This is a genomic window from Lysobacter changpingensis (assembly GCF_017308985.1).
Lineage (GTDB): Bacteria > Pseudomonadota > Gammaproteobacteria > Xanthomonadales > Xanthomonadaceae > Lysobacter_J > Lysobacter_J changpingensis.
In genome coordinates this window covers 18097-31499 of the sequence record NZ_JADWPE010000008.1, presented here as the reverse complement: position 1 = coordinate 31499, position 13403 = coordinate 18097, and the positions used below count along the sequence as shown (strand labels likewise).

Genomic DNA, 13403 nt, shown 5'->3' with positions numbered 1-13403 from the left:
TGCTGTCAGCAGCATGCGCTGGCGGCAAGCTCGGATCCGGCCGCGGGGGCGGCCATGCATGGGGAATCCGATGGAAGACACGAATCCGTACCGCAGCCCGGCCACCGCGTCGGTGGCAGTCGCGGTGCCCGCGGCAGCCGCCCGGCTGTACCGGGTCTCGGGCATCGTGCTGGGCACGTTCATGGGTACGCCTCTGGCGACCGGGTGGCTGATGTCGCGCAACTACCGCGCGCTGGGCGATCACGCGCGTGCGCGCCAGGCACTGACCTACGGTGCGATTGCGTGCGCGCTCGTTCTCGCACTCGTATACGTCCTGCCCGAGAACGTGCCGGCGATGGTCTTCACGATCCCGCAGCTGCTGGTCGCCTCGCATATCGCGAAGCGTTTCCAGGGCGACCGCATCGCGGAGTACGAGGCGAGCGATCGCACCTACTCGAACTGGCGCGCCGTCGGCGTTGGGCTGCTGTGCTGCCTCGCCGTGCTGGTGGTGCTGGTGCCGATCGTCATCGCGCTCGCGCTGGCCGGTGTGATCGGGTGATCCTCACCACGTCCGCCGCAGCGGGTGCGCTTCGGTGGTCAGCACGACCTTCGCCGGGTCCAGCGTTTCCGGCGGCGCGAACAGCAGGTAGAAATACTTGAAGGTCTCGGCGAGGACGAAGCTCTCCATGTCGTCGTCCTTGTCCTTCGTGATCACGCTGTCGAGCGCCGCGAAGCCCGAATCGGTGCGCGTGTAGCGGACGAAGTCGTCGAACATCTCTCGGCCCATCGCGCGGTACTTCGCATCGCCAGTGAGGCGGTGCAGGTACCACGCCGATTCGATGATCTCCGGGCGTAGCGGATACCCCGCCGACGTCACTTCGCCCTTGCGGTAGTCGTACGCCTCCGGCTCGATGCCCCACTTGCGCCACATCTTGAACGACGAATCCTGCAGGCGGCGCGCCTGCGCGACATCGCCCGACAGCGCCAGCAGGCCCGGCCAGAACGCATCGAGCGCGCCGTAGCGGCTGGCCACGCGTTCGCCGCTGTCCATGTCGACGTGGCCCACCCACAGCGCGCCGTCGACTTCTTCCGGGTAATAGCGGTTGGCCGCGGCGATGCTCTCCTTCCACATCGCGTGGCAGTCCTCATCGCCGAACAGCGTCCAGCACTTCCACAGGTACTCGTAGTACGAGTCGATGCGCGCGCCGACGTGGCTGCGCTTGTTCGTCCACTCGCCCGTGGTGACGTCGAAACGCTCGCCGACCAGGCCGATTTTCGAGCGCCGCTTGTAGGTTTCCACGAGCGCGCGCTTGGCCTTCTCATAGAACACCGGGTTGCCGGTCAGCTTGCTCAGCGTGCCGTACTCCAGCAGCAGCGTGCCGGCTTCGGCGGGATTGCTCTCGTTGCCGTGCGCCTTGCCCGTGCGCAGGTTGACGTACACATAGGGTAGACCGGTGGGCGAATCGAACGCCGGCAGCAGGCGCGTGCCGAGGTCTTCGGCCAGGTCGAGCAGCCGTTTGTCGTTCGTCATCTGGTAGCTGGACAGCAAGCCACCGAGCAGCCGGATCACGACTTCGAAGTGCTTCACGTCCAGGTCGCGATCGAACGACAGCTTCGTCGCGATCAGTTCGCGCGCCTCGTCTGCCTCGCGATCCAGCCCCATCAGGATCATCGTGTCGAGCGCATCGACCGGCGTCATCAGCAGCGGTTCGCCATACCAGTCCGACGGCGTGTTGCTGAGCGGCTTGAGCGCGTCGTGGCCCCATGCGTACTCGCGATAGCCGCGCCACGCGTGCAGGAACTGCGCCCTCACTTCCTCCGCGCTGCGTGCGGCCCGCGCATCGGTGAAGGCGACAGGCGCGGTCGCGTTCGGGGACTCGGCCGCCACGTCGGGCGTGGACACCAGCAGCAGGGACAACAACGCAGCGTGCAGTCGCATCAGTGTTCTCCGCGGTTGCGCAAAACGGTGAGGACGTCGTAGCAGGCGCCCATGGTGTGGTAATCGGTCTTGCCGGCCGGACTCTTCTCGTCGCTGTACTTGCGATTGCGGCGATCGAGGATGCGATACCACGCGCCGTGTTCGTGATCGACGAAATGCGTCCACGAATACCCCCACAGCCGCTCGTACCATTGCCAGTAGCGTGCCTCGCCCGTCGCCTCGGCCAATCGCGCCGCCGCAGCCAGCGACTCGGCTTGCACCCAGAAGTACTTGTCGTCGTCGCACACGGCGAACTCAGGCCCCAGGCCAAAGCCGTAGCAGAGGCCACCGGACTCCGCGTCCCACGCGCGCTGCACGGCGACGTCGAACAGATGCCGCGCCGTCGCGATAGTCCAATCCGCCGGCATGCCGCGCTCGCGCAGATGGCGGTCGAGGATCACCAGCAACTTCGCCCACTCGGTCTGATGCCCCGGCTGGTAACCCCATGGCCGGAAGAGGTGTTTCGGATCGTCGCGGTGGTAATCCCAGTCGACGTTCCACTCGCGATCGTAGTGCTCCCACACGAGCCCCTCGGCCTTGGCCGCCTGGCGTCGCGTCATGTGGTCGGCGAGCACGAGCGCGCGATCGAGGAAGCGCGAATCCCGCGTCGCTTCATACGCCGCGAGCATCGCCTCGCACATGTGCATGTTCGCGTTCTGGCCGCGGTAGTCGGAGAAGGTCCATTGCGCATCGGCTTCGTCGCGATACAGCCCAGCGTCCGCATCCCAGAAGCGCGACTCCAGAAGGTTCCACGTCTCGTCGATCCACGGAAGAACCTCTTCGATGCCCGCCTTCAGCGCGGTCGAGTACGCGAGCAGCACGAACGCGACGCCATAGCAGTGATTCGTGCGGTCCTCGGCGATGCCGTCGCGGATCGTCCACGCATAGCCGCCGGTGCGCGCATCGCGATGCACCTCGCGCAGATAGCGCAGCCCGTGGCGGGCGGCGTCGCGATACTCGGCATTGCCGAACTCGCGCGCCGCCATCGCGTAGTTGAAGACGAAGCGCGTGCTGCTCACGAGGTGGCGATGCGAGGCGTCGTAAACGCTGCCGTCGTCGCGGAAGTAGTGGAAGAAGCCGCCGGCCGGATCGATCGCGCGCGGGTGATAGAACGCCATCGTGTCGGCGATGTGCGCGCGCAGGAAGGATTCGCTGCGGAACTCGGGCGTGGCCGTCCCGGTCGGAGTCGTCATGGTTGGTCTCGCAGCAGTTGTTCGATGTCTTCGCGACGCGGCATCGCGGCGAAGGCGCCATGCTTCGTCGCCGCGAGTGCGCCCGCGGCGGCGGCGTTCCGCAATGCGTCGGCGATGGCGGCGGCATCGCCGAGCCAGTCGTCGAAGGTGTCGGCGCTCACGCCGCGCTGGACGAGCCGCAGCAGCAGGCCCGCGACGAACGCGTCGCCCGCGGCGGTCGTGTCCACCGCCGACACGCGGAACGCCGGCACTTCGCCCTGCGCATCGCGCGTATGCCAGCGGATCGGCTTGCCGCCGTCGGTGATGAGCACCAGCCGCGCATGCCCTTGCCACAGCCGTTGCAGCATCGCGTCGTGATGGCCGGCGCGACGGATCAGGAAATCCGCTTCGCTGCGGCACAGCTTGATCACATCGGCCTCCGCCAGCGCCTGCCACAGGCGCGGCGCCGGGTCGCTGCCTTCCGGCCACAGCGATGGCCGCAGGTTGAGGTCCATGCTCACCAGCGCGCCGTGCTCGCGCGCCAGCTGCATGCCGGCGACGGTGGTCTGCGCGATTTCCGGCTCCGTCAGGCTGTTGGAGCACACGTGCATCACGGCCGCGTCGACGAAGCATTCGCTGCGGTAGTGCTCCACGCGGAACAGCAGGTCGGCCGCAGGCGGACGATAGAAGCTGAAGCTGCGTTCGCCTTCCTCGTCGAGCGAAACGAACGCCAGTGCCGTGCGCGCCTGGCTGGTGTGCACCGCGAAGCGCGTGTCCACGTCGAACGCGCGCAGCTGCGACATCAGGAACTCGCCGAACATATCCACGCCGAGCATGCCGACGAAGCGCGCATTGCCGCCCTGGCGCGCGACCGCCGCGCTGACGTTGGCCGGCGCGCCGCCGGCGAACTCGACGAAATGGCGCGGCTGCCCGGGCAATGCGGGCAGCGCGAGGAAGTCGATCAGCGCCTCGCCGAAGCAGACGATGGCGTCGCGTTTCACCGCGGCGATCATGGCTGCGCCACCGGGACCGCCACGGCGTCTGCATGCACGCGCCGCGCGCCACGGAATCCGTACCAGGCGACGAACGCATAGCACACCAGCGGCAGCACGAACGCCATCTGCACGCCGATGCGATCGGCCAGCACGCCCTGCAGCAGCGGCACCACCGCGCCGCCGACGATGGCCATCACCAGTAGGCTCGACGCCTTGCTCGTCAGCGGGCCGAGGCCGTCGATGCCGAGCGTGAAGATGGTCGGGAACATGATCGAGTTGAACAGCCCGATCGCGACCACGCTCCACACGGCAGTGCGGCCCTCGCTGAGCATCGTCGTCGCGAGCAGCGCCATTGCCCCGATCGCGAAGAAGCCCAGCAGCACGCGCGGTTCGATTCGGCGGAGCAGGAACGAGCCGATGAAGCGCCCCGCCATCGCCAGGCCCCAGTACCACGCGACGTAACGCGTGGCGGTGGCTTCGTCGAGCGCGCCGATGCGCGGATCGCTGATGTAGTTGATCAGGAAGCTGCCGATCGCCACTTCCGCGCCGACGTACACGAAGATGCCGACCACGCCGAAGCGCAGGTGACGATGGCGCAGTACCTCGCCGAACGTGTGGCGCTGATGGTCGGCGCGTTCGGTCGCTTCCGTCAGCGCGGGCAGGCGGAACAGCACCACCAGCAGCGCCAGCACGAACAGCCCCGCCGCGATGCCCAGGTACGGCAACTGCACCGATTCGGACTGGGCGACGCGATACGCCGTCTGCTGCGCTTCCGGCATCAAGGCCAGATCCGCGCTGCCGATCACGGCGACGGAAAGAATCAGCGGCCCGATCAGCAATGGCGCGAGCGTGTGCCCGGCCGAGTTCAACGCCTGCGCCAGCGTCAGCCGGCTCGACGCCGTCTGCGCGTCGCCCAGCAGTGCGATGTACGGATTTGCCGACACCTGCAGCAGCGTGATGCCGCTGGCGAGCACGAACAGCGCGAACAGGAACAGCGGATACGACGGGATCTTCGCCGCCGGGAAGAACGTCAGCGCGCCCACGCCCGCCACGCACAGACCGATCACGATGCTGCGCTTGTAGCCGGCGATCGCGACCACTTTCCCCGCCGGAACCGACATCAGCAGGTACGTGCTGAAGAAGGTGAACTGGATCAGCATCGTCTGCGCGTAGTTCATCTCGAACACGGCTTTCAGGTGCGGGATCAGCACGTCGTTGAGGCTCGTCAGCGCGCCCCAGGTGAAGAAGATCATCGTGAGCACCGCGATCGCGGTGCCGTTGGACAGCGGTCGACCGCTCATGCGGCGTCTCCGGGCAGGGTGAACTGGCTGCTCGCGCGCGCATGCAGGCGCACGGGGGCGATGGTGGTGGTGGCGAGCGTCGACGGTTCGCGCAGGCGTTGCAGGATCAGCTCCGCCGCCTGCCGTCCGCGTGCGCGCGGATCGACCGCGACCGTCGTCAACGGCGGCGCGCTCACCGACGCTTCGGGAATGTCGTCGAATCCGGTGACGGCGAAGTCGTGTCCGGCGCGCCGGCCCCGCGTGGAAAGGCCTGCGATAAGGCCGAGCGCGACCGCGTCGTTGTAGCAGACCGCCGCCGTCGGCGCGGGATCGCGCACGAACAACGCGCCCGTCTGCCGCGCCGCTTCCAGTCGCGTCGGCGCGCATTCGACGATCCACTGCGGCTCCGGCGTCACGCCTGCGTCGGCGAGCGCGGCGCGCCAGCCTTCGCGTCGTTCGAAGCACGAACTGGAATCGCCATGTCCGCCGAAGAACGCGATGCGGCGATGCCCTTGCGAAAGCAGGTGCTGCGTAGCGAGGCGCGCGCCATGCGCGTTGTCGAGCGCGAGGTAATCCCACTCCTCGCCCAGCGTGCGGTTGAACACCAGCATCGGCGTGCGCGACGCGAGCAGCGGGCGCAATCGCGCCGCATCGCTGCCCTCGGCGGGCGAGAGGATGATGCCGGCCGGATCGTGTTCGAGCAGCGAGGTGAGCACCGCCTGCTGGCGTTCGCTGGATTCGCCCGTGCTGCCCAGCAGCGTCACGTAGCCGGCCGCGGCAAGCGCCTCGTCGACGCCCGCGGCGAATTCGGCGAAGAACGGATTCGACAGGTCGTTGATCACCAGCGCGATGGTCGAGGACACCTTGCGCCGCAGGTTCGCCGCACCGCGGTGATAGACGTAGCCCTGCCGCTTGAGTTCGGCTTCCACCCGCGCGCGCGTGTCGGCGTTGACCAGCGGGCTGCCGCGCAGCACCAGCGACACCGTCGCGCGGGACAGCTCGCAGGCCTGCGCGATGTCGGTCAGCGTCACGCGTCCGCGTGCGGCGGGGGCGCTCATGGGGCTCGGCTCCGGCATTTGGATCGTTCTAAACCGCGCATCCTGCTGGGCCGGGCGCCCGGACGCAATCTTGCGATGCAACATGAGATTTCCGCCGGCGTCGTGCTAGGGTCCGCCGTTTAGAACGATCCAAATTGATCCGAACAGGAGCGCCCATGTCCCGTCGTGCCCGTTCCCATTCCCTGCGCCTGGCCGGCGCGGCCCTCTGCCTGGCCGGCGGGCTGGCCGCCGCGGCGACGCCCGACGGCAGCGCGGGCGCGAAGGCCTTCGCCTCGGTGGACCCCTTCATCGGCACCGGCGGAGAAGGCCACACCTTCCCCGGCGCGACGGTCCCCTTTGGCATGGTGCAGCTGAGCCCCGACACGCAGATCAAATCGCGCAAGGAAGGCTATGGCTGGGCGGCGGGCTATCGGTATGACGACCACACCATCGTCGGTTTCTCGCACACGCACTTCTCAGGCACCGGCCATTCCGATCTCGGCGACGTGCTGGTGATGCCCATCGCCGGCGAGGTGAAGCTCGAACGCGGCGACGTCGACAAGCCCGGTAGCGGCTACACGTCGCGCTTCGATCACAAGGACGAGAAGGCCGAGCCCGGCTATTACGCCGTGACGCTGCAGGACTACGGCATCCGCGCCGAACTCACCGCGAGTCCGCGCGTCGGCGTGCATCGCTATCGCTTCCCGAAGGGCAAGCCCGCGCACGTGCTCGTCGATCTGCGCACGAGCATGTACGACTATCCAGGCAAGGTGCTGTGGTCGCGCATGCGGCTGCGTCCGGATGGCACGCTCACCGGTTTCCGCGAAACGCGCGGCTGGGCGCCGGGGCGTCAGCTGTACTTCGCGATGCGATTCTCCAAACCTGTCAGCGGACATCAGTTCCACGACACCGAAGAGAATGTGGTCTACAAGGGCTTCCCGCCGCCTGGCGAGAAGGACCCGCGCCAGCGTGCGCAGATCGAAGGACGCCAGCTCGTCGGCGCGCTGGATTTCAAGGATGCGCAGGGCGAAACGATGGTCGTGAAGGTCGCCATCTCGCCAGTGAGCGAGGAGGGCGCGATCGCGAACCTCGACGCCGAAGTGCCCGGTTTCGACTTTGACGCCGTTCGCAGCGAGGCGAAGGCGCAGTGGACGCAGGCGCTCGGCGCGCTCGACGTCGATGCGCCCGAGCCGATGCGCCGCAGCGTCTACACCGCGCTGTACCACACGCTGATGGGGCCGTCGCTGTTCATGGATGCCGACGGTCGCTATCGCGGCCCCGACAACGCCGTGCACCAGGCGAAGGGCTTCACGAACTACTCGACGTTCTCGCTGTGGGACACGTACCGCGCGTTGCATCCGCTGCTCACGCTGGTGCAGCCGGAGCAGCGCAACAGCGACTTCGTCAATTCGCTGCTCGCCTCGCATCGCCATAGCCCGTACGGCGTGCTGCCGGTGTGGTCGTTCCATGGCCTGGAAACGTGGTGCATGATCGGCTATCACGCGGTGCCGGTGATCAGCGATGCATACATGAAGGGCATTCGCGGATTCGACGCGAACGAGGCGCTCGACGCGATGGTCGCCAGCGCCAGTTACGGCCCGTACGACGGCATCGCGCAGTACATGCAGCTGGGCTACGTGCCGATCGACGAGGAAGGCGAAGCCGCGTCGAAAACGCTGGAATACGCATTCGACGACTGGACCATCGCGCGCATGGCCGACGCGATGGGCCGCAAGGACGTAGCATCGCAATTCGAAAAGCGCGCCGGGAACTGGAAGCACGCGTTCGATCCATCCACCGGTTTCATGCGCGCGCGCAAGCGCGACGGCAGTTTCCGCGAACCGTTCGATCCCAGCGCCAGCGGCTACGGCACCGACTACACCGAAGGCAACGCGTGGCAGTACTCGTGGTACGTGCCGCAGGACGTCGCGGGCCTCGCGAAGGCGCACGGCGGCGAAGACCAGCTGCTCGCGCGCCTGGACGCCGTGTTCGACGCGAAGGTCGATCCGAAGATCTTCGAACACATGGAAGACATCACCGGCCTCATCGGCTGGTACGCGCACGGCAACGAGCCGAGCCATCACGTCGCGTACCTGTATGCGTACGCCGGCCAGCCATGGCGCACGCAGGCGCGCCTGGGCCACATCATGAAGACGCAGTACGCGCCGCGTCCGGATGGCCTCGCCGGCAACGACGACCTCGGCCAGATGTCGGCGTGGTACGTGTTCACCGCGCTGGGTTTCTACCCGGTGGCGCCGGGCAGCAACGAGTACGTCATCGGCCGCCCGTTCCTGCCGCGCGCCACGCTGAACCTGCCCAACGGCAAGCGCTTCACCGTGATCGCCGACGGCCTGGACGACGCGCACCTCTACATCGGAAGCGCGACGCTCAACGGCAGACCGCTGGACCGTGCCTTCGTGCGTCACGAGGAACTCATGGCCGGCGGCGAGCTGCGCTTCACCATGCAGGCGCAGCCGAACAAGGCGTGGGCGACGGATCCGAAGCAGCGTCCGTACTCGATGTCCACACGATGAAGTCGCACGGGACTCGGCGCGACTCCGCCGCGTCATCGCGATCCCTGCTCCTGCAGCCCGGGTGACGAAGCGCACCCGGGGAACGCGACCAGCGCGCAGGTGCGACTCCCGCGCGCCCGACCCACCCCCGCCGGCTGCTAAACTCCGCAGCCCACGGGCCTATAGCTCAACGGTTAGAGCAGGGGACTCATAATCCCTTGGTTCCAGGTTCGAATCCTGGTGGGCCCACCATTCCGCATTCCATCGAAGTCTCATTGCGGGATCCATCAAAGATTGTCGTTTTGCGCCAACCTTTGATGGACGTCCGTAAAGGTTGTCGTCACATGCGGACCTTGGACGAGTCACGCCCGCCATTGCGGGGCGCTAAGCCGCTGCCGCGCATGCAGTGGGGCTGATGGGGCCATCGTGTGGGTCCCTGCGTACCGGTGTTAATGTCCGCTTCCGACCCGAAGCAGACACGGGGCGCCTGGGGAGGGATAAATGAAACTTGCCGTCCTGTTTGTGTAAGCTGCACTGGGGCCGTTGTCCGACGCGAGATACGAGCTGGGCGTCGGTGGCATCAGGCTGGGGCAGTCGGAAGCGTCGGTGCTGAGGATCCTTGGAAAGCCGGAAAGACGCAGCGTCAGCGCGACCACCGATTACCTTCCCACCGGCCTTGCGTACCCCGGCCTCACCATCGAACTTGATGAGCAGGGCGTTGGGCGCCTGTTCGCGTCCAGCAGTCGTTTTTGCACGCCGGCGGGCGCGTGCCCAGGCATGAGTTTGGCGGATATCCAGCACATCTATGGTCCCGCGATGAAGGTCGAGCAAGTCGATGGTGTGTCCAAAGGGCTCGTCTTCAATGACGGTTGCTGGCTCGAATTCACCGTGGAATCCGGGAATGTCGAGACCATCGAGGTCGCATGCGTTCCTTGAGGAGAGGGCAATAAAGCAACGTCGCTCCTGGCCGATAGCGGACATGGCACCGGCCCGTCCGACAGCACTAACTCCGCTTCGGTTCCATAGAAGATTTCGGGGCCTCCGGAGTACTCTCATGCGACGGTAGGAGCGCCTCCGGCTCGGGCTTCGGCGTTGGCTTCAACGGCGCGGGCCTAAAAGGACGGGGCTGTGAAGCTGTAGCTGTCTGTTGCGACTTCGCCACGACCAACCCCGCATCAGTGATTGCATTCGACAGCGCAATGATGAACCACCACGACGCCGCGGACATTGCAAGCGCTAGCAGGAGGCGCGGTGCCGAAAAGGTCACGACGACGGAGCCGTCTGGCTGCTTCTCCTCGGGGAAGCGGAGCTTTCTGCCGATGAACCATTGAATGCGCCAAACGAGGATGAAGAGCAGGATTGGCCAAAGCCATACGAGCCATGCCGCAGCAGTTTTCTGTTCCACGATCCTCAAGGCAGCGATGCCCGATCCCCAAGCGAGCCACTTGAAGAGCTCCTCAGGGATCGCCTTGGCCGCGTCATCAAAGACTTCCATCACCCGCAGGTACCTAGGCGCGTGTTCCGGGCTGTACGTGTGTTTCATCCTTGCCCCCGACTCTCCGCCGACCCTGAGTCGCCGACCAAAACCGGACATTAGCACCAGCAAACCGGACGACTAGTCTGCTAGTGGCCGATAGCGGACGCCCGGCCGGGACGGCCGGCAGCCGGGGTGCTAATGTCCGCTTTCGACCCGAAGCGGACGTTAAGGAGACGCAGTGCGCTTGAAAATCGCGGTAAGGCACTCGCTGTGCGTCGTCGCCATAGGTTTCGTCATCGGCCTCTTCGAAGGCGCTTCCCCAAATGGCGATCCAGCAGGGGCTTTCCGCACTTGGGCGGCTGGCAATGTCGCTTTCACCTTCGCGGTGGCGATCCTGTTCTTCGCAGTCGCAACGCAAAGTCTCACCGAGTCCCTCCGACATGCCTTCACGACACTCAGCGTGTACACGCTCGTCTCGATCCTTATCGGCCTCGCCTTATCGGCATGGAGTGCGGCACCGCCGCTCATGGTGCTGATCGAGTGGCTGCTGGTCGTGTTCGCGGCGCTTGTTGGAACGGTCGCCGGGGCGTGGGCACGCACCGTGAGGTCGCGTCGACAGGCAACGTCCGCGTCTGGCCGATTGCGGACTTAAACTGGCGACCGAGTCGGTGGTAAGAGGCGGGTAAAATGAAACGACAGGTACATTTTCCGTCCCTTGTAGGACTCATCATCACGCTTGCTGCTACAGTAGCGGCGCTCTGGGGCGCAGGTGTGCGGTACGCGGCTGCTCCGACCATTCACCAAGCGGCTAGACCAAGGGCGTGGGTGTCCGATTTTGGGGATGTGGCCACTGCGATTGTTCTGCTCGCTGCACCGCTAGTCATTTGGCTGGCTCACAAAGCATTTTTCAGTACATTCCGGCGCTAGCCAGCTTTGCCCCTACGAGCGTCCGCTAATGGCCGATAGCGGACATCGGACCGTCTCGGCAAACAGCCGGTTCCAGGAGCGCGCGATCTCAGCGGTGTGCCTTTATGACTCGCCGTCGCGATGACAAGCTCGGGCTGCAGTGAAGACTGGATTCGCGTACAGGAGCCATGGATGAAGAAGGCGACTTTTGGAATTGTCTTGTTGCTGCCACTTATGTCCTGCAGACAGGACAGTGAGCCGTCTAACACTGCGCAGGCTCGCGCCCTGCCTCAGATTCAAGAAGCTCCCCGCCCGGACAGCGCATCTCTCCTCGCGAGCGCGCGAGCGCTGCCCCGGGCCGCCACCGCGCGTGAGGCGGTGCAGCAACTGCGTAGTCGCGTGGATGCCGGCGATGCCCAGGCTACCTGCCAGCTGGCACGGGAGCTGGAATTCTGTGCGGGTTCGGAAGCTTTTAGCCATCGCATGGGGCAGATGGCGGCACGCATCAATGCGGACCAGGTGGCCGCACTGAACAAGAACGATGTGCTCCAGACCATGGCGGAGTTGGCGAAGGTCCGCAAAGAGTACTGCGAAGGAATGCCCGCACTTTCTCCCTCCGAAAGCGTTGCCATGTGGCGGAGGGCGGCGATGCGCGGCCATCTTCCTTCCATGCTGCACTATGGGTCCGGTCTTGCATTCCGCCCGGATCGACTACTCGACACTCTGGATGAGCTGATGGTCTTTCGTCGCGATGCCGCGGAAGTGACGAAGCGTGTGGCGCAGAGCGGACACTTGCAGGCGAACCTGATGCTCGCACGGGCTTACGCACCTCGCATGACCGGGCCGGACCGGACGCCACTGCTGCGGCAGGCAGTGCAGCCAGACGCGGCGCAGTCCCTGGCGTATTACATGCTGGCGGAACAATTGCAGCGTGAAACCACGTCCGCAAGCATCAGTGCCCTCGGACTGCAGGCCGAAACCAAGGGATTGCGGTTGATGATGTCGCAGGACGAAGTGGTCGAAGGCGAGCGTCGCTTCGGCGAGCTGCGACGTCTCCTCGCGCCTACAGCGTCAAGCCAGTTCGATCCGGTTGCTCAAAGCGAGCGGGACGCGTACCAACCCGTGCCCGGCACCGAAATTTGCGAACGTGACGAGTTCGTCCCGAAGTAGGCACGCTGTACCGCTTGCGCCTACCTCGGCGGTGCTAATGTCCGCTTTCGACCCGAAGCGGACATTCGCACAATCGACGAATCGCGGCAGCGGGAGGTATGAGGGAATCCGCGCAGCTCACGAGGGACGGCGTGTTGCAGGCGATCAGCCGTTTCGGCGCCAGGGGTCGTTTAGCATCACCCGATGACGAGCGCACCCTACGCAGAACAATCGGCGTCTTGGCCGGTCGAAGGACCCCACGTCCTCGCGCAGTTCGATGACGAGGCCATCCGTGTCTACCAGGCGTATCGGCCTGCCATCGCGGAGTTCGCCGTGGCGAACCAGCGCTTTGGCGGCGAGTTCAGTTACTCGCGGATGAGCTGGATCAAGCCGAATTTCCTCTGGATGATGTATCGCTGCGGCTGGGCCACCAAGGAAGGGCAGGAACGCGTGCTGGCGATTCGCCTTCGGCGCACGTTCTTCGATGAGTTGCTGCGTCAGGCCGTGCCGTCCACGTACGACGCCTCGCGTTATCCCTCGCGCGACGACTGGCAGCGAGCGGTCGCCGGCTCCGACGTGCGGTTGCAGTGGGACCCCGATCACGACCCGTCGGGCCGCGCGCTTGAACGGCGTGCGGTGCAGCTGGGGCTTCGAGGCGATGCCCTCCGGCGCTACGGCGAGCGCGAACTGCTTTCGATCGAAGACGTGACGCCGTTCGTGGTGGCGCAACGCGCGCACCTCCACGGCGGCTTCGAGTCGCTCGCCACGCCGCTCGAAGCCGTCTACACCCCCGCGCCCGTCGCGGCTTCGGCCGTCGGCATCGACGCCCGCCCCTGACTTGCCGGCGACGCCGCCTGTCGTCGCGCCCGGACGCCCGTACAATGCGACAGGGGCTTACGACCGGGGGAATCGAGTGT

General features: G+C 66.0%; 12 protein-coding genes and 1 tRNA gene. 7 read left to right on the top strand and 6 right to left on the bottom strand.

Annotation, left to right across the window (positions count from 1 at the left end; genetic code table 11):
• The first annotated feature begins 70 nt into the window (after positions 1-70).
• Positions 71-538, top strand: coding sequence for a hypothetical protein (locus I4U41_RS17575; protein WP_206862478.1), 468 nt, complete (start codon positions 71-73; stop codon positions 536-538).
• 3 nt (positions 539-541) lie between these two features.
• Here I4U41_RS17575 and I4U41_RS17570 read toward each other — a convergent pair whose 3' ends face one another.
• Genes I4U41_RS17570 through I4U41_RS17550 form a run of 5 tightly spaced genes read right to left on the bottom strand, consistent with a single transcriptional unit; the run spans position 542 to position 6462 of the window.
• Complete coding sequence (locus I4U41_RS17570; protein WP_206862477.1) at positions 542-1918, bottom strand: glycoside hydrolase family 47 protein; 1377 nt, start codon at positions 1916-1918, stop codon at positions 542-544.
• A complete protein-coding gene (locus I4U41_RS17565; protein ID WP_206862476.1) occupies positions 1918-3150 on the bottom strand; it encodes an AGE family epimerase/isomerase in 1233 nt (410 codons plus the stop codon). The genes I4U41_RS17570 and I4U41_RS17565 overlap by 1 nt, the downstream gene beginning before the upstream one ends.
• Positions 3147-4142 carry a carbohydrate kinase family protein gene (locus tag I4U41_RS17560; RefSeq protein ID WP_206862475.1) on the bottom strand — a complete coding sequence of 332 codons (996 nt, stop codon included), beginning with the start codon at positions 4140-4142 and terminating at the stop codon, positions 3147-3149. Before I4U41_RS17560 ends, I4U41_RS17565 begins: the two co-directional genes overlap by 4 nt.
• Positions 4139-5425 (bottom strand): sugar MFS transporter, encoded by a 1287-nt coding sequence (locus I4U41_RS17555; RefSeq protein ID WP_206862474.1) that lies wholly within the window; start codon positions 5423-5425, stop codon positions 4139-4141. Before I4U41_RS17555 ends, I4U41_RS17560 begins: the two co-directional genes overlap by 4 nt.
• Positions 5422-6462 (bottom strand): LacI family DNA-binding transcriptional regulator, encoded by a 1041-nt coding sequence (locus I4U41_RS17550; protein WP_242525343.1) that lies wholly within the window; start codon positions 6460-6462, stop codon positions 5422-5424. Before I4U41_RS17550 ends, I4U41_RS17555 begins: the two co-directional genes overlap by 4 nt.
• Positions 6463-6617: 155 nt before the next feature.
• Between I4U41_RS17550 and I4U41_RS17545 the strand changes: the two genes are divergently transcribed.
• From I4U41_RS17545 to I4U41_RS17535, 3 genes are all read left to right on the top strand, one after another.
• Complete coding sequence (locus tag I4U41_RS17545; protein ID WP_206862472.1) at positions 6618-8975, top strand: GH92 family glycosyl hydrolase; 2358 nt, start codon at positions 6618-6620, stop codon at positions 8973-8975.
• Positions 8976-9130: 155 nt separating this feature from the next.
• Positions 9131-9206: transfer RNA gene (locus I4U41_RS17540), tRNA-Ile, on the top strand.
• Between the two features lie 354 nt (positions 9207-9560).
• On the top strand, positions 9561-9890 hold the full coding sequence (locus I4U41_RS17535; RefSeq protein ID WP_206862471.1) for a hypothetical protein: 330 nt from the start codon (positions 9561-9563) through the stop codon (positions 9888-9890).
• A 67-nt stretch (positions 9891-9957) separates the two neighbouring features.
• On the opposite strand, the gene I4U41_RS17530 is transcribed toward I4U41_RS17535, so the two are convergent.
• On the bottom strand, positions 9958-10497 hold the full coding sequence (locus I4U41_RS17530; protein ID WP_206862470.1) for a hypothetical protein: 540 nt from the start codon (positions 10495-10497) through the stop codon (positions 9958-9960).
• Positions 10498-10669: 172 nt separating this feature from the next.
• Between I4U41_RS17530 and I4U41_RS17525 the strand changes: the two genes are divergently transcribed.
• The 3 genes from I4U41_RS17525 to I4U41_RS17515 all read left to right on the top strand — a co-directional run bounded on the left by I4U41_RS17525 (position 10670) and on the right by I4U41_RS17515 (position 13323).
• A complete protein-coding gene (locus I4U41_RS17525; protein WP_206862469.1) occupies positions 10670-11083 on the top strand; it encodes a hypothetical protein in 414 nt (137 codons plus the stop codon).
• Positions 11084-11529: 446 nt separating this feature from the next.
• Entirely contained in the window at positions 11530-12507 is a 978-nt protein-coding gene (locus I4U41_RS17520; RefSeq protein WP_206862468.1) for a hypothetical protein, read from the top strand.
• A gap of 183 nt (positions 12508-12690) precedes the next feature.
• Positions 12691-13323: a DUF4291 domain-containing protein gene (locus I4U41_RS17515; protein ID WP_206862467.1), complete on the top strand. Its 633-nt coding sequence runs from the start codon at positions 12691-12693 to the stop codon at positions 13321-13323.
• The last annotated feature ends 80 nt before the right edge of the window (positions 13324-13403 follow it).

Coding starts and splice junctions, on each gene's coding strand:
- I4U41_RS17565 (WP_206862476.1), bottom strand. CDS start 3,150: ATGACGACTCCGACCGGGACGGCCACGCCCGAGTTCCGCAGCGAATCC.
- I4U41_RS17515 (WP_206862467.1), top strand. CDS start 12,691: ATGACGAGCGCACCCTACGCAGAACAATCGGCGTCTTGGCCGGTCGAA.
- I4U41_RS17575 (WP_206862478.1), top strand. CDS start 71: ATGGAAGACACGAATCCGTACCGCAGCCCGGCCACCGCGTCGGTGGCA.
- I4U41_RS17520 (WP_206862468.1), top strand. CDS start 11,530: ATGAAGAAGGCGACTTTTGGAATTGTCTTGTTGCTGCCACTTATGTCC.
- I4U41_RS17560 (WP_206862475.1), bottom strand. CDS start 4,142: ATGATCGCCGCGGTGAAACGCGACGCCATCGTCTGCTTCGGCGAGGCG.
- I4U41_RS17550 (WP_242525343.1), bottom strand. CDS start 6,462: ATGAGCGCCCCCGCCGCACGCGGACGCGTGACGCTGACCGACATCGCG.
- I4U41_RS17530 (WP_206862470.1), bottom strand. CDS start 10,497: ATGAAACACACGTACAGCCCGGAACACGCGCCTAGGTACCTGCGGGTG.
- I4U41_RS17570 (WP_206862477.1), bottom strand. CDS start 1,918: ATGCGACTGCACGCTGCGTTGTTGTCCCTGCTGCTGGTGTCCACGCCC.
- I4U41_RS17555 (WP_206862474.1), bottom strand. CDS start 5,425: ATGAGCGGTCGACCGCTGTCCAACGGCACCGCGATCGCGGTGCTCACG.
- I4U41_RS17545 (WP_206862472.1), top strand. CDS start 6,618: ATGTCCCGTCGTGCCCGTTCCCATTCCCTGCGCCTGGCCGGCGCGGCC.